This is a genomic window from Methanocaldococcus infernus ME, from assembly GCF_000092305.1.
Taxonomy (GTDB): Archaea; AGJL01; Methanococci; order Methanococcales; family Methanocaldococcaceae; genus Methanocaldococcus; species Methanocaldococcus infernus.
This window is the reverse complement of the sequence record NC_014122.1, coordinates 489,831-506,204: the sequence shown is the minus strand read 5'-3', so window position 1 is coordinate 506,204 and position 16,374 is coordinate 489,831. Positions and strand designations below refer to the sequence as shown.

Below are 16,374 nucleotides of genomic sequence, written 5' to 3'. Positions count from 1 at the left end.
ACCTCCTATTTATAAATTTAGGAATTAGGAAGCCTATTTCCCTATTAAGTAATAAATTCAAACATTTTTAAATTGAATGTTGGAAAATTGTTGAAAGATTTAGAATCTCTAAGTAGGATTTCCAGAAGTAGGAAACCTATTTCTGGTTTATATCATTCATAATATAGTATAAAAATGTTTTTGACACAGGTGTAAAAGAGTAAAGTATAATTTTTATTACTTATTTAGAAATTTTTCATAAAAAGTATTAAAAAATTATTACCTTGTCAAAAATCTTATTATCTATCTTGATAAGTTCTTCATAAAAGCTCTTTATCTCTTTACAGTCTCCACTAACAATAAAAAGCTCTGTCTTCTTATCCTTACCACATGAAGTTTTTATATAGCCATGGCACATAGACTTTATAATCTCCTTATGTTTTAAATAGAGCTCATTAAGCTTCTCCATATTCTCTTTTGTAGGCTTATACACTAAAATTATAATTCCACTAACCTCCCCTTCTCTATCTAAGGAGTTGCTCTCAAGAACATACTTTCTAACAGCATCTCTTATTAGCTCACTTCTACTTGAATAGCCCTTACTCTTAACAAGCTCATCTATCTCCTTTAGCAAAAACTTGGGGAATGAGATACTTATCCTCTCAACATTTACCATAGATATCACATATGAGCTTTTTTAAACTCTTCAAATGCTCTCCTCTTGATCTCTTTCTTAAGCTCTTCTAAATTAAGCTCTTTATCAGCTGAGATCTTTATATAGTCTAAGCTTCTCTTCCTTAACTCTTCCTCAACCTTTTTTACAGCTTCCTCATCAGCTAAATCCACTTTATTTATAGCCACAAAAATAGGAATCTTAAAAAGTTCTCTAATCTCATCTAAAAGCTTGATCTGACTCTCAATTGGAAAGCCACAGTATTCACTTGCATCTATAATAAAGAGGATTAGGTTGGCTAAGTAGTTAAGGGCTAAGATAGCTTGAAGCTCTATATCATTCCTTTCATGCAATGGCCTATCAAGTAACCCAGGGGTGTCAATTATCTGAAACTCTTCTAAGTATCCTACATTTATCCCTTTTGTTGTGAAAGGATAACTGTTTATCTCTACATCAGCCCCAGTTAGTTTTTTTAGTAAAGTTGACTTTCCAACATTTGGATAGCCAGCTATGACAATTGTGGGAAGCTCTTTAAATGTTGGAAGCTCCTTAAGTTTTTCTCTTGCAACTGCAATAAAGGCCATCTCTGGGTGAATTTGCTTTAAAATACTCTTAACCCTTCCAACAAACTCTTTCCTTAACTTAGCAGCCTCTTGTGGAGTTCTTGCCTTCCTAATTTTCTTAGCATATTCATTTCCCAACTTTCTTACAAGATCAGAGGCCCATTTAAAGGCTCCCATGCACTTTTTGAATTCATCAATTCCAGCTAAAACCTCAACCATCTCTTGGTAAAATTTTGGTAACTTCCTAACTGGTGGAGTTTTATCTATATACTTCTGTAAATTGTCAGATATAACTGAAGCTATTGTTCTAACCTTGTTTTCCTCAACAATCTTAGCCTTTAAATATCTTGGCACTTCCTTTTTTCTAAATTCTTCAGCTACCTTCTCTCCTCTCCTTAAAGCCTTTTCCATCAATTCATTGGGCATTAGTATAGTAGGCATCTTCTTAAATGGGTTTTCTTTCATTTTCTCCCTTTAAATTGGTTCTGCAACATAAATATTGTCCTTATTTCTTAAAATTTTAACCTTAACTTCTCTATTTAATAGCTTATCCTCATTCTTACAATTTATTATTTGTATAATCCTATCTCTTTCTATAGCTAAAACTTCCCCATAAACCCTACCATCTAAGATGGGCTTAACCTTAATAACCTCTCCAACCTTAAAAACATATGGTAATCTCTTCCTTCTATGGGTCCCAAAGTCCTTAGGAGATAGAACTAATTTTACATCAATTCCTTTTTTCTTATACTCTAACTCATATGTTCTTAAAAGAGAATAGAATTTTTCAAAGTCCCAAACCTTCATTTTCTTAGGTTTCCTTCCAAGTTGGTAAATTTTACAAAGCTGACAGCCCAAGATTGGATCTCTCTTATTGGTTAAAGGATTTATCACATTCTGCTTAATTCTTTGATCTAACTCTACAGTATAATCAATAACCTTTTTAAATTCCTCATCATTGATATTTGGGAGCAAAAGAGGAGCTACTAAGAGATGAATCTTAGAGTTCTTTATATACTCAGCTATATCTAAGATTTTCTCTATTTTATAGTCTTTTCTTCCAGCCAGCATTTTAGCCATCTTTTCATCTAAGGCATTGATAGACAAATTTATCCTATGTAGTCCAGCCTCTTCAAGCTCATCTATCAACTTGTAAGTTAAAGGAACACCATTACTTTGCATTGTAACTATTCCATCTTTATTTATGCTTGAAAGCTCTTGAACTAAATCAACTAAGGGATAGTAAAGAGAAGGCTCCCCCTGGCCATCTAAGTGAGCTTCTAACTTCACCCTTCCCTTATATTCAGCTAATTTTTTGTATTCCTTTATTAGGTGATCAAGATCAACATAATAGTCATTTTTTCTTGTTTTTGAGTATTCACCTTCATCAACAGAGCAAAAGATACAGTTTAAATTACAGCCACAGTGTCCCCTAACTTGAATAATGTTTCTACCTCTCTCTATTAATCCAAAGGCAGTATGCCCAATTAAAGGAGTGGGCTCAGATATGTAAATGACTCTTCTCTTTGTTATCTTACTCCTTAAATTTGTGGCTATAGAGTAAGAGATTAAATTTAAAATGCCCATCTCTATATTCTTAGCCTTTCTTGGGTGATCATTAACCTTTATTATAGAACCCTCAATCTCAACATTCTCATAGGGAATTTCAAGCTCAGTTATGTAATTTTTGTTAATCTCTAAGATTAACTTGTTTCCTTTACTTTTAACATCAGTTATCATTCTAAACTTTGAGAGGTCTAACATAGGTGATCAGTGGGAGAAGTGCTTTAAGTCAAAGACTTCCAACTTAATATTTTTCTCCTTATTTTTCTCTTTGAAGAACTCTTTTAATAACTCCTTCTCCTTTATAAGCCCTACAGCATCAGCTCTACACTGACCACAGGCTCTAAATTGAGGAATATATTTCTCACACTCTTTCCTCACTTTTTTTATCTCTTCACATGTTGGAGCTCTTAGCTCTTTCATCTTATACTGTGGAATAAGAGGGATGATATTTTGCACATAGGCATAGTCTTTAAAGAACTTGGCTATCTCAACCACATGATCCATATTTATCTCTGGGATGAGGACAGTATTTATTTTAATAATAAAGTCCTCTTCTGAAGCTTTCTTTATTCCCTCTATTTGCTTCTCAATTAATAACTTAGCTCCTTCTAAGCCTCTATAAAGTTTTTTATCATAATAGACCCAATCAACTATCTTCTCTAAGATCTCTGGCTTTATAGCATTGACAGTTACAGTTATGGTTCTAACATTTAGGTTAGCTAAGTCTTTATAGTACTTACTTAAAAGTAAGCCATTTGTAGATATACACTTAATTAAGTTTGGAAACTTCTCATCAATTATTTTGAGAGTTTCAAATGTTTCTTTGTTAAATAAACTATCCCCTGGTCCAGCTATCCCAACCACTTTAATATTTGGCATCTCCTTTAAAATCTTTTTTAGATAGTCTTCAACATCCTCTGGCTTCAAGACCCCTAATGAAACTCCTGGCCTATGCTCACAGCACTCCTTAGAGACACTTCTCTTACAGAACTTACAGGCTATGTTACACCTTGGAGCCACTGGTAGATGAACCCTTCCATATTTATCATGAACCTTCTCATTAAAGCATGGATGTGCCTTCAAAAGATGGGAGAACTTACTCATCTTCTCCATAATCTCTACCTTATAAAAACTTGTAAAACTTAAATTTAGTTGAGAGGTTTTATTAAATAGTTTCTAAATTAGATTTATATATTTAAGTTTGTAAATCCAAATATATAAAAGTATAAATAAAAAATAAAAAATTATTTATTCTTTTTAACTATTTTGTCCATCTCAGTGAGAAAGCTTTTAACTTCTTCAGGAAGATATTGGAATGTGTCTTTTGGACATTTAATGAGAATCCTCTTTATAAGGATATATTTTAATGCATCAGAGCTTAAATTCTCATAAATATATAATATATTGTCAATAATTTTCTTAATATTGGGTATCATAAAAATCACAATATTTAAAATTTTACAAAAATATCTTGTATTTTAAAATATATAATAGTTTTGTGTAGGCTAATGGTGCTAAAATATGCAAATAAAAAAAGATTTAAAAAACTGGTTAAAAGATTTTGAGAGGTTAGTAATAATAGGATTAGGAAATGAGCTAAGAGGAGATGATGCTCTTGGAGTCTATGTCATAAAAAAACTAATTGGAGACAGAGAATATAAAGAATATAATAATATTCTTATAATAAATGCCAAAACAGTGCCAGACTTTTTTTTAAATATTATTAGAGAGTTTAAACCCTCTCATATTCTATTTATTGACTGTGTTATAAGTAACAAAGCTCCAGGAACTATTTATTTGATTGATAAAGATGATATTCAAGAGTTTATATTTTCAACCCATACACTTCCATTAGAGGTTATAGTAAAATACATTGGAGAAAAAATTGAAGTGAAGATCCTTGGAGTTGAGCCAAAGTCTTTAGACTTTTTTAAGATGTCTGAAGAGGTTAAAAGATCTGGGGATAAAATAGTGAAGATTATTAAAGAAATTTTATATATTTAAGTTATTCACTTACATTTAAAGGCAAGTCATAAACAATACCATTTACTTCAAATCTTAACCTTAAATCTTTTGTAGTTTCAGGCATTCTGAAGATCCAATAGCTTTTAACATCTCCATCATATATAAGCTTTAATTTTTTAGGCCCATATATTAACCCGTATTTTTTATCTCCAGCAAGTAGCATTATATTTGTAGGGGTTAAGTAAAATAAAGATGGATTTTCATTTTCAATAGTAAAGTCAACCCTAAAACCACTTTCAATTTTATTGGTTATTGTATTGTAAAATTTACAAGGTCCATATTCAGTGACAATAAACCTTACTTTAATAGGCTCTCTATAGGCTTCAACATGGGTCTTTATAGAATGCTCATGATACTTCTTATCTAAAATTTTATTGATTTCTTCTAAAGAATACCTGGGGAGGGTTCCATAGGCTTCTTTTGAGATGTCTATATTATTATATTTGTAATGGACTACAAACTTAGCCTTTTCAGAAACGCCTTTTATTTCTGGGAGTTTTATAATATAGTAACCTCCAGAATTCTCTAATTCCTTTATAGGATAGCTCTTTTCAAATATCTTACCAGACTCATCATAAACTTCTACATATATAAAACCATCATTTACTCTTATTATCCTACCATTTTCATCAGCAAGGGCAACTTGTAAAACTCTCCTATCTCCATCATTAACAACCCATAAGTACTCTATCTTTTTTGGGATTACTATATTATTCTCTAATTTTTGACTCTCTTCTTTTTTGTAATTATTATAACTTTTTTCCTCTGATTGAGTATTTACATTAGTTTTTGAAGTGGTACAGCCACAGAATAATAATGAAAATAATATTAAAATTATAACTGCCCTTTTCATTCTACACCACCTTGTTTAATTACTATTCTTAATGTATTATTTTTTAAATAAATAATATATACTTTATTTCTTGGTATATTTAAAATCATAAATAATAAACTTTAAATATGATTAAGTTATCTTTAACTAACTAAAATTTTTTTGATAAGGTGACATCATGCATATTATGGAAGGCTATCTTCCAATAGAGTGGTGTATATTTTGGTACATTGTTGCTTTAGTGTTTTGGATCTTAGGGATTAGAAAGTTAAAAAAGATATTTTCAGAGACTCCAGAGGCTAAACCATTAGTTGCCTTAGCTGGGGCTTACATGTTTGTTTTAAGTTCTTTAAAAATGCCTTCTGTTACTGGCTCCTGTTCTCACCCATGTGGTAATGGTTTAGGAGCTGTTCTCTTTGGTCCAGAGGTTACCTCATTGTTAGCAGCAATTGTTTTACTGTTCCAAGCATTGTTTTTAGCTCATGGAGGAATAACAACCTTAGGGGCTAACACAGTTTCTATGGGAGTTGTTGGACCAATATTTGGGTGGTTAACCTACAAAGCTCTTAAAGGGAAGATAAATTCAACCTATGCAGTTGGTTTAGCTGCAGTAATGTCTGATTGGCTAACCTATGTTACAACTTCTATACAACTAACCTTAGCATTCCCTGGAGATGATCCAGTTAAAACATTCTTAGCCTTTGCTTCAGTCTTTGCTGTAACCCAAGTTCCTTTAGCCATAGCTGAGGGTATCTTAACAATGGTTATTTGGGATTACATTAAGAAGTTAAGGCCTGACATCTTAATAAAATTAGGAGTTTTAGATGAGAATGAATTAAAAACTGAAGGTGTAGCTGTATCTCTATAATTAAATTTTTGAGGGATAAAGATGGAGATGAAGCATATAATAATGTTAGGAATTGTTGTTCTCTTGATGGTAATCCCTATCCTATTTGTAAAAGGAGAATTTGGAGGAGCTGATGATCAGGCAGAAGATGTTATAAAAGAAGTTAATCCTCATTATAAGCCCTGGTTTGAGCCAGTCTGGGAGCCACCAAGTGGAGAGATAGAAAGTTTATTATTTGCCTTACAGGCAGCTATTGGAGCTATTATTATAGGATACTTCATAGGCTATTACAAAGGAAAAGCTGAAAGTGGACAGGCATGAAGTACAACTTAGACTACATAGCCCATAACAATAAACTTAGAATTGTAAATCCTAAGTTAAAAATTTTATACACTTTCTTAACTCTAATTATTTCTCTTTTTTCAAAAAATATTTTTGTCCCTTTCATAGCTTTTTTAGTTTCTTCTTATTTAATAATTTTCAGAGCAAGGGTTCCAGTGAAAATTTACCTTTATCTCTTGCTTCCAGCTATAGCCTTTGCTCTCTTTAATTTAATTTTCATGTCCTTTTGGTATGGGAAAATAGTTATTTTTAAAATTTTTTTCATTACCTTTAAATTAGAGGGATTAAAGCAGGGAATTTTAATATTTTTCAGAATCTTAGGAGGAGTATCAACAATGCTATTTTTAGCTTTAACTACCCCTATAATAGAGCTATTTTATGTTTTAAGAAGATATTTACCAAAAGAGTTTATAGATATAGCCTTAATGATGTATAAATTTATCTTTGATCTCTTAGATACTTTCTTAACCATGAAAAATGCCCAAGAGACAAGATTAGGGTATAAAGATGTAAAAACCTCATATAAATCTCTTGGTATGCTAATGAGTAACCTTTTTATAAGAACTTATGAGAAGAGTGAAAAAGTTTATATTTCAATGGCTTCAAGAGGATATGATGGAGATATAAGGATATTAACAGAGTTACCAAATCTCAAACTTAAAAACCTATTTATTGTTCTTCTTTTTGAGTTTCTTCTTGCTCTTCTTGCTCTAACTCTTCCTCCTCTATTATAACCCCTCCCTTAGTCCTTGGAGCTATATCCTTTATGACTTTCATAATCTCTTCATCCTTAATTTTAACAAATATTCCTCCATGTGTGTCAATATCAAAGTTTATAGCCTTAACATAGGCAGCCTGCTTATTTAAATAAAAGGTTACAGTATCTCCTTTAACATTCTCCTCTAAGATAGCTCTTGCAGTGTCTAAGATAGCCTGCTTTCTCAGCCTCTGTTTTAGTGTTTCAACATCTCTACATGTGCCTTCCCAGTAGTTGTCTTTAAATACTAACTTAGCATGAGGAAAAATATTTAATATTGCTCTTCTAACCTTATTTTTATTCTCAGTAGGCTTAACCTTTGATTTAATATAGATTTCCATAAATCTCTCACCTTTAAAGTGATCTCTATGCATGGCTATGTCTTAAGTGGAGAGCATGAAACTCTTCCTTATGAGGAATTAAAAGCTATCTTAGACATATTTAAAGTTAAAAGTAAGGTTGAGAGAATAAATAGATATGCCTTAGTTGAAGACTCTCCAGTTCTAAAGGTTATTGAGAGAAGTGGAGATATAGATGAGGGTCATGAAGTTATATTTAAATATAAGTATAGGGAAGGAGAAAGCTTAAACAACTTCTTCAAAGAGTTTGACAACTTTTTAAAAAACTATAACTTGGAATTTAAAGGCTCTTATGCTGTTAGAACCTTAAAATTATTTAAAGATGACTACACAAAAAATTTAAATTCTTTAACAATTGAGAGAGAGATAGGAGGGATAATAAAGAGACATAGTAATGCTAAAGTTAATTTGGAAGAGCCAGACAATTTATTTAGAGTGGTTATTGAAAAAGACTTTATCTTTATTTCTAAGGTTTTGGCTTTTAGAGATAGAGAATACTTTAGAAAAAATAGGCCTCACTTAAGGAAGTATTTCCATCCTGGCTGTATCATGCCAAAGTTAGCAAGGGCTATGGTTAACTTAGCAAGGGTTAAAGAGAATGACATAGTCTTAGACCCCTTCTGTGGGACAGGAGGGTTTTTAATTGAAGCTGGCCTGTTGGGAGCTAAGTTAATTGGCTGTGACATAGATTGGAGGATGAGCAGAGGAACCCTAATAAATTTAGAAGATTATAATTTACTAAATAATGTTATCAAAATAAAAACCTTAGATGCTAAGTATGTTAAAGATTTTTTAAGAGAGCTTAATATAGATAAGGTAGATGCTATAGTAACTGATCCTCCATATGGGATATCAACAGCCAAGAAGGGAGAGGTTGAAAATATACTATATGAGTTACCAGAAGTTATTAAGGAAGGAGGCTATTTTGTCTTTGCCTATCCAAAATTTATAGAGCTAAATTTAAAATTAGAGAATTTATTTAAAATATATATTCATAAAAATTTAATTAGACATATACATGTCTATAGGGTTTAACCATGGAAGTTAAAGAAATCTTAGAACTTTTAGAAGAAGGATATAGAGAAGAGGATAAAAAATATAAAAAGAAAGCATACTTTCTTTCTTATTTTATTACTGGGCTAATGTTCATTATTTTATATATAAATTATAATGCCTTGCTTATTGTTCCAATTCTATTAGTTATTTCAGGAATACTAATTTTAAGACAGAGAGAACTTTATAAAAGAACAAAAAGTTATTTTGAGAAGATATTTGAAAGAATTTTAGAGTTTGGCTTTCTCTCCTTACTTGCTTTAATTTTGGCTGTGTCTTTAACTGATCCTAAGTTGTTGTCAAGTGTTTTATCAAACTATTTTGGCTTATTTTTATGTATAGATGGAATTATCTTTAAATCAAATGTTAGAAAGTTTTTAGGACTTATCCTAATTCTTTTATCACCAATTTTAATATTTTTTCCATATAATCTTTTAATCTTTGGCTTAATTTTGTTAATTTATTCATTCATATTTTTAGTGAAATTATGATCTTCAACTCAGAAGTGAGGATAAAGATCTTAGCTCTATTGTATGGAATGGAATACTGTGAATTTTCTTACTTAAGGGAGAAGTTAAAGGTTTCTCCAGGGAATTTAGAGCATCATTTAAAAATTTTGGAGAAAGAAGGATTAGTTATTATAAAGAAAGCTATAACCAAAAAAGGAATTAGGACAGTGGTGAAGATAACTGAAAAGGGAAAGGAAGAGTTTAAAAAATTTTTAGGAGAGATCTTAAATTTAACAAATCTTGAGAGGGAAGATAAATGAAAACTACAGTTGTTGGAAGCTACCCAGTTGTAAAGAAGGAGAGAGAAGAGCTTATAGATAAGATTAAAAAAATATTTGGCTTATATGATGAATTTGAATATAGTATAGAAATAGCTGTTAGAGACCAAGTAACTGCAGGAGTGGAAATAATAAGTGATGGTCAAGTTAGGGGAGATATGATAGAGATCTTCACCAAAAATTTGTATGGCTTTGAAGATAAAAGAGTTATTAATAGAGTTGAATTTATAAAACCAATAACTTTAAAAGACCTAATATTTGCTAAGAGAGTAGCTAAAAAAATTGATAGTAAGGTTGAGGTTAAGGGAATTATTACTGGGCCATGCACAATAGCCTACTCTGTTAGAGATGAATTTTACTCTAACAAGGAGGAGTTAATTTTAGACTTAGCAAGGGCTTTAAGAAAAGAGGTTGAACACTTAGTTAGGGAAACTAACTATATACAGATAGATGAGCCTATCTTATCCACTGGCATAGTAGATTTTGACATTGCTAAGAGAGCCATTGACATAATAACTAAAGATTTAAATGTTTTTTTTGCCATGCATGTCTGTGGCTCCATCTATAATATAATAGATGAGCTTAATGAATTTAATGTCTCTCTCCTTGATCATGAGTTTGCTTCAAATAAGAAGAATCTTGAGGTCTTAGATAGAATTAAGAAGAAGGTAGGATTTGGATGTGTAAATACAAAGTCTAAGAAGGTTGAGAGTGTTGAAGAGATTAAAGAGATTATAAAAGAGGGCTTAGAAATTTTAAAAAATAATGAATTTTTAAGTAATAATTTACATGAAAATGTTTATATTGACCCAGACTGTGGAATGAGGTTATTAAGTAGAGATGTAGCCTTTAAAAAATTAAAGAATATGGTTTTAGCAGCTAAATCAATCTAAATCTATAACCTCTTGTTCCCCAAGCTTGGGTAGCATTTGTAAATAATCCTATTATTGAGTATCTGCCATCATCTACTAACTCATATTTACTTGGATCTCCATAATAGAAAGTTTTGTTTAAAGGGATTGGTTCTCTATAATTGGTGTTATACTCTTCTCCAATAGTATAGGTTATATTATTAATATCTCTCAATGCTATCCAATCAACATAGACAACTCCATTATTTTCAGTATTTATTGATATAGGATAATTATTATTTATTCCATAATTAGTAGTATAATTCCATTCTTTATTTAAAACATCATTAAAGATTATAAAGTTTATACTATTATCTTCTCTCTTTATTGAGTAAATATAGTAGTTGTTTAAATAATCTTGGCCAACACTAATACTCTCATTTTTTATATATAGACCTGATGAATTAACATACCATCCAATTCCACTATCATCTAAGAAATTAAAAAATCCAATATATTGAATTGGATTAGATGTAAAATTAGCTCTAAATAGTAGTTCATAGTTATTTCCATACGTTTCTTTAGAATATATGGAAGAAGAAGTCCCATAAACTTTTAAAATACTATTTTCTATATCATACTCACTTCCATAATAAATATTCCATAAACTTTCATTTAACTCGTTATTATTAAAATCATCAAAGAAAATAAAAGTCTCTTTTGGATTTTCTCTACTAATATATGCTGGAGAGCCATATAAAATATATAAAGTATTTCCATTATCTAATAAATCTTTATTAACTTTAACCCAAATTATGGATGTTCCATCTGGTTCCCATCTCTGAATCCAATAAGGTAAAAGAACTAAATCCTTTCCAACAACTCTTATTTCATTTGGAGAACTTTTATTATTCATGTGATCATAGCTAAAATTCTCTGGATTTAAGGTTATATAAATTGTATGGTTTTCATTATCATTTAAGTTGTTAAGTTTAACTTCTAATTTATATCTCCAATTCCAATATAATGTGTTTAAATAAATATAAGGGTCGGGGATATAAGAAAGCTTAATTTCTTTTTCTATTTCTATAGGCTCTGTTCCAATTATAACACTATTATTTAGTTTAATATAGTAAGACAAAAGTCCATTTAATGATACTCCAACAACTAAAGGATCGTCAGTTGGGTAAATATAGACATCTCTTATATATAAAGATAAATTACTAATATTTAAAAGAGACATTGAACTATTTATTCTATTTTTAGTGTAATTTTCTATATAATTGAGAGCTTCTGATGTATTATCAAAAAATTTTCTCTCTTTCATTATCTTGTATGAGGCATTTAAAAAAGCTTCTCTAACAATATCATCTAAATTATTTTTTATACAATTAGTTACATAATTTTTCTTCACTGAGAACTCTTTAATTCTTATGTTCTCAGCTATGTTCTCATTTTTAATATTTATTGAGTAATAAAATATTGATGAAACTAAAAAAACCAACAAAACCAAGAGTGAAGCATTCAGTGAGAAGTTCATGATCCCACAACCAACTTAACTTTTACTGTTCCTATAGATCTTGAGAGATAAACAGGCATATCTATAGAATAGTTTAAATATTCTCTATAAGCTTCATCATAACTTAAAAATCTATCATTAGATATTTCTATATTTGTTGAGTCTCCATAAATTACATACCACCCTTCAGATCTATTTATGGCTAAGATTGCTAAGACATAGTAAGAGTTGTTAAAATTACCACTCTTATTAATAATTAGGTTATTATCAATATATAGAAGGTAGTGAGATAAAGGGATATTACTCTCTAATAATTTCTTACTTTCATCAACTTTTCCAAAATAATATAAAAGGATAGCTTTTTCAAGGGTTCCATCTTCACAAAGTTTCTCTAAAGTATTGATTCCCTTAGTCAATAGATAGTCACTTTTAACCATATCTACATAGTTATTATTATATTGAATAACTGAAGCTGTCCAGTATGATAAACCTATAAGTAATATAATAGTCCCTATCATTATATCTAAGCTGTTCATCATGAGGAGATCACATTTAACTTTTTTAGGATAAGTATCCAAATAAAGTTTAGAGCTAAAATAACAGGATATAAAATAAAGCTTATTAAATTATGAATAAATAAATAGTCTTTAGAATCTGAATATAGAATAATAAGAACAATCCTTCCTATATTGGAAATGCTAAATATTATTAAACTAAATACTCCATATATAACTTTGTACTTTAACTTAACTTTTAGTGTAGAGAGAATAAAAGATAGTAACAATGAAAGCTCAAACACTCCAGAGCAGGCTGGGGAAACTACAAAAATTTTGTCTTTGAATATTATTATATTCCCAATTGTATTTGTATTTATTATATGGCTTGTAATATTGGCTAACAACCTTATAAAAAAGTCTTCTAAAAAGTATTGAAAAACAAAATAAATTATTAAAAAGTAAATTATAAAATTTATTAAATATTTTTTATCTTCCAATTGCTTCCCTAACATTTTCTACTCTCCTAACAGTCTCAGTAGCCATTTTACTCTCAGTGGAACCTACAGTATTTTTAGCTGATGCTGAGCCAAAAGATGTCATTTTAAGATAATAAAATCCAGCTATTGCAGCAGTAGCTACAATAAGAGCAAAAAATATAGCAAACTCTAAAGAAATTTGTCCTCTATTCATTTAATCCACCTAATATATCTAAGGATAAATAGTATTGTAGTGACAACTGACAATAATTTTATATATATTGGTATAGGAACGTTTAAACCCTCATTACTATGAATATATATAGATTTACTACAAGTGTCAGATAAACCTTTATTATCAATAACAGTTAAAGTTACTAAATAAACTCCAGATCTATTATATCTATGAGTTATAGTTGGATTACTAGTTTCTTCAGAAGTTCCATCTCCAAAATCCCAGATGTATTTGGTTATATTACCGTTTGGAGAGTAAGATGAAGAAGCATTAAACAAAACCGTTAAGTTATTGTAAGTTATGTAATTAAAGTCCGCCTTTGGATATAATATAGCAGATGGAGTTATATATACAATTTTAGATACTCTATCTGATAATCCTGTATTGGAATATATAGTTAAAGTTACTAAATAAACTCCAGATCTATTATATCTATGTGTTATAATTGGATTACTAGTTTCTTCAGAAGTTCCATCTCCAAAATCCCAGATGTATTTGGTTATGTTGCCGGGATAAACTGCAGATATACTTTCAAATTCTACTGTATTGTTATTAATATATCTATATATAAAGTTAGCTCTTATTCCAACAACTGTTATTTCTTTTGTTACAGATGATGATTTATTATATCTATCTGTAACAGTCAATGTTACATCATGAACTCCAGGAGTTTTAAATTTATATAGTAATGTTGTTACATTTTCATATGTATTATTATTAATATTCCAAACTATATTAACAATATCGTTATTTGGATCATACGATGTTGAATAAAGATAAACACGCTCATCAACTCTTGGAATATTTGGAATCCAGTAGAAATCAGCTACAGGAGGATTATCAATAACTTCAAATCTCTTTGTTATGTTTCCAATTCCTCCCATCCCATCCCATACAGTTAATACAGCTGTATAATTTCCAGGCTCAAATCTATGAGTTACAGTATGTAAATAGTTATCTTTATAACTAAATACTATATTACCAGATGAATCATAGACTGTAATGTTAAATCCATATATTTTAGCCGCTGGAGAGTTAGGTGGAATTATTTCTCCACCACTATTCTCTAAAATCCTATTGGCATCAGGATCATAACTATTTAAAGGATTAAATGTTATTTCATCAGTATATGGAGCAGGATCTGGGTAAATAAACAATTCTGCAACAGGATTTTTGTTATCTATAACTATTATTTTTCTCGGTATAAAGGTTCCTCCAGGATCATGTCCTTTTACATAATAAATACCTTCCCATGGAATTTTAAAGGATACGTTCAAAAATTTAACGTATATTTTATATATAAAAAAATTTGTATATTCTATATAATAATAATATAAATAATATGTTACGTGGTCATTTTCTGTAATATTTGGTGTAGGGACTAGATTTAAATCATTAAAATTTCTTAATGTGTTTTTACCATAATCTAAGAAATATAAATCTAAATAATCATAATTTGGATAATTATAATAATAAATATATATTCTTTGATTAGGTTTAACTATTGTAGGCTCAACATAAAGCATAGAGTCAATTATAGAGTTTCCTTTAACTATTGGGCCATAACCTACAGAAACTATTCCATTACTATCAATAACCATAACAAATGCTTGATACTTTTTATTATCAGCATAGCGATGTACAGGACTTAAATTTAAAGAATAACTTCCATCTCCAAAACTCCAAAAGACCAAAACTGGAGTTCCATAAGGATACTCAAAACTATATTTTATTCCTACATCAGATTTATTAGCTCTAACTACAACATCATAATGAGTGTTTAATTTTAATTTAAGGGTTATAGGCTTATTTATTGCTTTAGAATAAAGTTCCACAATATGATTTCTTTTATCATAAGATTTAAAATAACTTTCTCTATCTTCATTAGTTGGAATAATCTTATACAATGTGTTACCGACATCATCAACCACTAAATAATCTAAAGTTGCTGAATATGCGATTATTTTATAATAATAACTATAATTAGCACCCATCCAACATATTGGATAAATAAATGGAAATTTATAAGTATGGTTAAATTCGTTATTAGTTGAATAAATAACTGAAGATCCATCTCCAAAATCATAAGATATATAGTCCCTACTTTCAGCAGGTTTAAAATATATTGTATCTCCAACCTTATAAACCATAGCGTAGATATCTTCTACATTTTTAGACTCTTCATCCATAGAACTATTCCAGACATAATTTTCATTCCTAATAGGTTCAAAATATCCTCCAATAGGTCTATTTACATATATTTCACAATAACCAACATAGACGTAACCTTCATCATCAACTACTAAAACTCTTGGGAAATAAATTCCTGGATTATTATAAGTATGATTTGGAGATTCTTCAAAAGAGAATGTTCCATCTCCAAAAGACCATAGACAAAAGATTATTTTCCTATTTATGGAGAAATTAAATTGTACTTCATCACCTTCCACTATAATAGAAGGAGAATAATTTATTTTTACAGTGTCTGAACCTAACCTAATTCCTTTAAATTCATAATTAACTTCATCTTTAAATGGATATTTTATTACAGTTAAGTTTTTGGACTTATTATAAATAACCTCCCATTGGTTACTTGGTGAGCCATTAAATATATATTTAATATTTTTTACATCTCCAACCTCTATCCAATTATAAGTTATAGCTTTAGAAATTCCAGAATTGTTTAAATATCCACACCAAGCTACAGGATAAATAAATGGGAAACTATATTTATGGGTAATTTTAATTTCTTTTCCATATTCAGTTTCAGTTAAATCTCCAAAATCCCATTTTATAGAACCATTAACTAACACTGAATTACTAAAACTATCAAAAGCTTTAGCTGTAAAGTTAATTGTAGAGTTAACTTTAAATTCAGTACCTCCAGTAGAGTTAGTAATATTCATAGTATTTGGATGTATCCAATAAATCTCTCCAGAAATTAAATGTAAATTAAATATTATAAATAACAAAAATATTAATATTCTATTACACTTCATTAATGATCCCCCAA

At 29.6% G+C, this 16,374-nt stretch carries 20 protein-coding genes; 8 read left to right on the top strand and 12 right to left on the bottom strand.

What is annotated here, in order from left to right; genetic code table 11:
• Nucleotides 1-247: 247 nt before the first annotated feature.
• From METIN_RS02775 to METIN_RS02755, 5 genes are all read right to left on the bottom strand, one after another.
• Complete coding sequence (locus tag METIN_RS02775) at nucleotides 248-655, bottom strand: CopG family ribbon-helix-helix protein (protein WP_013099973.1); 408 nt, start codon at nucleotides 653-655, stop codon at nucleotides 248-250.
• Nucleotides 656-660: 5 nt separating this feature from the next.
• Nucleotides 661-1,680 carry an NOG1 family protein gene (locus METIN_RS02770; RefSeq protein ID WP_013099972.1) on the bottom strand — a complete coding sequence of 340 codons (1,020 nt, stop codon included), beginning with the start codon at nucleotides 1,678-1,680 and terminating at the stop codon, nucleotides 661-663.
• A 9-nt stretch (nucleotides 1,681-1,689) separates the two neighbouring features.
• Entirely contained in the window at nucleotides 1,690-2,979 is a 1,290-nt protein-coding gene (locus tag METIN_RS02765) for a radical SAM protein (protein ID WP_013099971.1), read from the bottom strand.
• 6 nt (nucleotides 2,980-2,985) lie between these two features.
• On the bottom strand, nucleotides 2,986-3,894 hold the full coding sequence (gene nifB / locus METIN_RS02760) for a FeMo cofactor biosynthesis protein NifB (protein ID WP_013099970.1): 909 nt from the start codon (nucleotides 3,892-3,894) through the stop codon (nucleotides 2,986-2,988).
• Nucleotides 3,895-4,025: 131 nt separating this feature from the next.
• Complete coding sequence (locus METIN_RS02755) at nucleotides 4,026-4,217, bottom strand: hypothetical protein (protein WP_013099969.1); 192 nt, start codon at nucleotides 4,215-4,217, stop codon at nucleotides 4,026-4,028.
• A gap of 85 nt (nucleotides 4,218-4,302) precedes the next feature.
• On the opposite strand from METIN_RS02755, the gene hycI reads away from it, so the two are divergent.
• Entirely contained in the window at nucleotides 4,303-4,785 is a 483-nt protein-coding gene (gene hycI, locus METIN_RS02750; RefSeq protein WP_013099968.1) for a hydrogenase maturation peptidase HycI, read from the top strand.
• A 1-nt stretch (nucleotide 4,786) separates the two neighbouring features.
• On the opposite strand, the gene METIN_RS02745 is transcribed toward hycI, so the two are convergent.
• Nucleotides 4,787-5,659, bottom strand: a complete 873-nt coding sequence (locus METIN_RS02745; protein ID WP_013099967.1) for a hypothetical protein — start codon at nucleotides 5,657-5,659, stop codon at nucleotides 4,787-4,789.
• 157 nt (nucleotides 5,660-5,816) lie between these two features.
• On the opposite strand from METIN_RS02745, the gene METIN_RS02740 reads away from it, so the two are divergent.
• From METIN_RS02740 to cbiQ, 3 genes are read left to right on the top strand one after another with little or no spacing between them, the layout of a single operon-like run.
• The gene (locus METIN_RS02740) at nucleotides 5,817-6,506 is read left to right on the top strand and encodes an energy-coupling factor ABC transporter permease (protein ID WP_013099966.1); all 690 of its coding nucleotides are present in this window, start codon (nucleotides 5,817-5,819) and stop codon (nucleotides 6,504-6,506) included.
• 21 nt (nucleotides 6,507-6,527) lie between these two features.
• Complete coding sequence (locus tag METIN_RS02735) at nucleotides 6,528-6,806, top strand: energy-coupling factor ABC transporter substrate-binding protein (protein ID WP_013099965.1); 279 nt, start codon at nucleotides 6,528-6,530, stop codon at nucleotides 6,804-6,806.
• Nucleotides 6,803-7,561 (top strand): cobalt ECF transporter T component CbiQ, encoded by a 759-nt coding sequence (cbiQ, locus tag METIN_RS02730; RefSeq protein WP_013099964.1) that lies wholly within the window; start codon nucleotides 6,803-6,805, stop codon nucleotides 7,559-7,561. The genes METIN_RS02735 and cbiQ overlap by 4 nt, the downstream gene beginning before the upstream one ends.
• Here the strand turns inward: cbiQ and METIN_RS02725 are convergent.
• Entirely contained in the window at nucleotides 7,497-7,925 is a 429-nt protein-coding gene (locus tag METIN_RS02725) for an RNA-binding domain-containing protein (RefSeq protein WP_013099963.1), read from the bottom strand. The genes cbiQ and METIN_RS02725 overlap by 65 nt on opposite strands.
• Nucleotides 7,926-7,952: 27 nt before the next feature.
• On the opposite strand from METIN_RS02725, the gene METIN_RS02720 reads away from it, so the two are divergent.
• The 4 genes from METIN_RS02720 to METIN_RS02705 are packed head-to-tail and all read left to right on the top strand — an operon-like array spanning nucleotide 7,953 to nucleotide 10,676.
• Complete coding sequence (locus METIN_RS02720; protein ID WP_013099962.1) at nucleotides 7,953-8,978, top strand: TIGR01177 family methyltransferase; 1,026 nt, start codon at nucleotides 7,953-7,955, stop codon at nucleotides 8,976-8,978.
• A 2-nt stretch (nucleotides 8,979-8,980) separates the two neighbouring features.
• Nucleotides 8,981-9,487, top strand: a complete 507-nt coding sequence (locus METIN_RS02715; RefSeq protein WP_013099961.1) for a hypothetical protein — start codon at nucleotides 8,981-8,983, stop codon at nucleotides 9,485-9,487.
• Entirely contained in the window at nucleotides 9,484-9,765 is a 282-nt protein-coding gene (locus METIN_RS02710; protein ID WP_013099960.1) for a transcriptional regulator, read from the top strand. Before METIN_RS02715 ends, METIN_RS02710 begins: the two co-directional genes overlap by 4 nt.
• Nucleotides 9,762-10,676, top strand: a complete 915-nt coding sequence (locus tag METIN_RS02705; RefSeq protein ID WP_013099959.1) for a methionine synthase — start codon at nucleotides 9,762-9,764, stop codon at nucleotides 10,674-10,676. Before METIN_RS02710 ends, METIN_RS02705 begins: the two co-directional genes overlap by 4 nt.
• On the opposite strand, the gene METIN_RS02700 is transcribed toward METIN_RS02705, so the two are convergent.
• Genes METIN_RS02700 through METIN_RS02680 form a run of 5 tightly spaced genes read right to left on the bottom strand, consistent with a single transcriptional unit; the run spans nucleotide 10,663 to nucleotide 16,360 of the window.
• Complete coding sequence (locus METIN_RS02700; protein ID WP_013099958.1) at nucleotides 10,663-12,174, bottom strand: DUF2341 domain-containing protein; 1,512 nt, start codon at nucleotides 12,172-12,174, stop codon at nucleotides 10,663-10,665. The genes METIN_RS02705 and METIN_RS02700 overlap by 14 nt on opposite strands.
• Nucleotides 12,171-12,692, bottom strand: a complete 522-nt coding sequence (locus METIN_RS02695; RefSeq protein ID WP_013099957.1) for a hypothetical protein — start codon at nucleotides 12,690-12,692, stop codon at nucleotides 12,171-12,173. The genes METIN_RS02700 and METIN_RS02695 overlap by 4 nt, the downstream gene beginning before the upstream one ends.
• Nucleotides 12,689-13,162: an archaeosortase D gene (gene artD, locus METIN_RS02690; protein ID WP_013099956.1), complete on the bottom strand. Its 474-nt coding sequence runs from the start codon at nucleotides 13,160-13,162 to the stop codon at nucleotides 12,689-12,691. The genes METIN_RS02695 and artD overlap by 4 nt, the downstream gene beginning before the upstream one ends.
• The gene (locus tag METIN_RS02685) at nucleotides 13,137-13,340 is read right to left on the bottom strand and encodes a class III signal peptide domain-containing protein, archaeosortase D/PIP-CTERM system-associated (protein WP_013099955.1); all 204 of its coding nucleotides are present in this window, start codon (nucleotides 13,338-13,340) and stop codon (nucleotides 13,137-13,139) included. The genes artD and METIN_RS02685 overlap by 26 nt, the downstream gene beginning before the upstream one ends.
• Nucleotides 13,337-16,360, bottom strand: a complete 3,024-nt coding sequence (locus tag METIN_RS02680; RefSeq protein WP_013099954.1) for a PIP-CTERM sorting domain-containing protein — start codon at nucleotides 16,358-16,360, stop codon at nucleotides 13,337-13,339. The genes METIN_RS02685 and METIN_RS02680 overlap by 4 nt, the downstream gene beginning before the upstream one ends.
• Nucleotides 16,361-16,374: the final 14 nt, after the last annotated feature.

What these genes read in the sequence shown, in the direction of transcription:
- METIN_RS02685 (WP_013099955.1), bottom strand. Translation starts at nt 13,340, where the DNA reads ATGAATAGAGGACAAATTTCTTTAGAGTTTGCTATATTTTTTGCTCTT.
- cbiQ (WP_013099964.1), top strand. Translation starts at nt 6,803, where the DNA reads ATGAAGTACAACTTAGACTACATAGCCCATAACAATAAACTTAGAATT.
- artD (WP_013099956.1), bottom strand. Translation starts at nt 13,162, where the DNA reads ATGTTAGGGAAGCAATTGGAAGATAAAAAATATTTAATAAATTTTATA.
- hycI (WP_013099968.1), top strand. Translation starts at nt 4,303, where the DNA reads ATGCAAATAAAAAAAGATTTAAAAAACTGGTTAAAAGATTTTGAGAGG.
- METIN_RS02775 (WP_013099973.1), bottom strand. Translation starts at nt 655, where the DNA reads ATGGTAAATGTTGAGAGGATAAGTATCTCATTCCCCAAGTTTTTGCTA.
- METIN_RS02745 (WP_013099967.1), bottom strand. Translation starts at nt 5,659, where the DNA reads ATGAAAAGGGCAGTTATAATTTTAATATTATTTTCATTATTATTCTGT.
- METIN_RS02725 (WP_013099963.1), bottom strand. Translation starts at nt 7,925, where the DNA reads ATGGAAATCTATATTAAATCAAAGGTTAAGCCTACTGAGAATAAAAAT.
- nifB (WP_013099970.1), bottom strand. Translation starts at nt 3,894, where the DNA reads ATGGAGAAGATGAGTAAGTTCTCCCATCTTTTGAAGGCACATCCATGC.
- METIN_RS02715 (WP_013099961.1), top strand. Translation starts at nt 8,981, where the DNA reads ATGGAAGTTAAAGAAATCTTAGAACTTTTAGAAGAAGGATATAGAGAA.
- METIN_RS02695 (WP_013099957.1), bottom strand. Translation starts at nt 12,692, where the DNA reads ATGATGAACAGCTTAGATATAATGATAGGGACTATTATATTACTTATA.
- METIN_RS02720 (WP_013099962.1), top strand. Translation starts at nt 7,953, where the DNA reads ATGCATGGCTATGTCTTAAGTGGAGAGCATGAAACTCTTCCTTATGAG.
- METIN_RS02710 (WP_013099960.1), top strand. Translation starts at nt 9,484, where the DNA reads ATGATCTTCAACTCAGAAGTGAGGATAAAGATCTTAGCTCTATTGTAT.
- METIN_RS02705 (WP_013099959.1), top strand. Translation starts at nt 9,762, where the DNA reads ATGAAAACTACAGTTGTTGGAAGCTACCCAGTTGTAAAGAAGGAGAGA.
- METIN_RS02735 (WP_013099965.1), top strand. Translation starts at nt 6,528, where the DNA reads ATGGAGATGAAGCATATAATAATGTTAGGAATTGTTGTTCTCTTGATG.
- METIN_RS02740 (WP_013099966.1), top strand. Translation starts at nt 5,817, where the DNA reads ATGCATATTATGGAAGGCTATCTTCCAATAGAGTGGTGTATATTTTGG.
- METIN_RS02765 (WP_013099971.1), bottom strand. Translation starts at nt 2,979, where the DNA reads ATGTTAGACCTCTCAAAGTTTAGAATGATAACTGATGTTAAAAGTAAA.
- METIN_RS02755 (WP_013099969.1), bottom strand. Translation starts at nt 4,217, where the DNA reads ATGATACCCAATATTAAGAAAATTATTGACAATATATTATATATTTAT.
- METIN_RS02700 (WP_013099958.1), bottom strand. Translation starts at nt 12,174, where the DNA reads ATGAACTTCTCACTGAATGCTTCACTCTTGGTTTTGTTGGTTTTTTTA.
- METIN_RS02770 (WP_013099972.1), bottom strand. Translation starts at nt 1,680, where the DNA reads ATGAAAGAAAACCCATTTAAGAAGATGCCTACTATACTAATGCCCAAT.
- METIN_RS02680 (WP_013099954.1), bottom strand. Translation starts at nt 16,360, where the DNA reads ATGAAGTGTAATAGAATATTAATATTTTTGTTATTTATAATATTTAAT.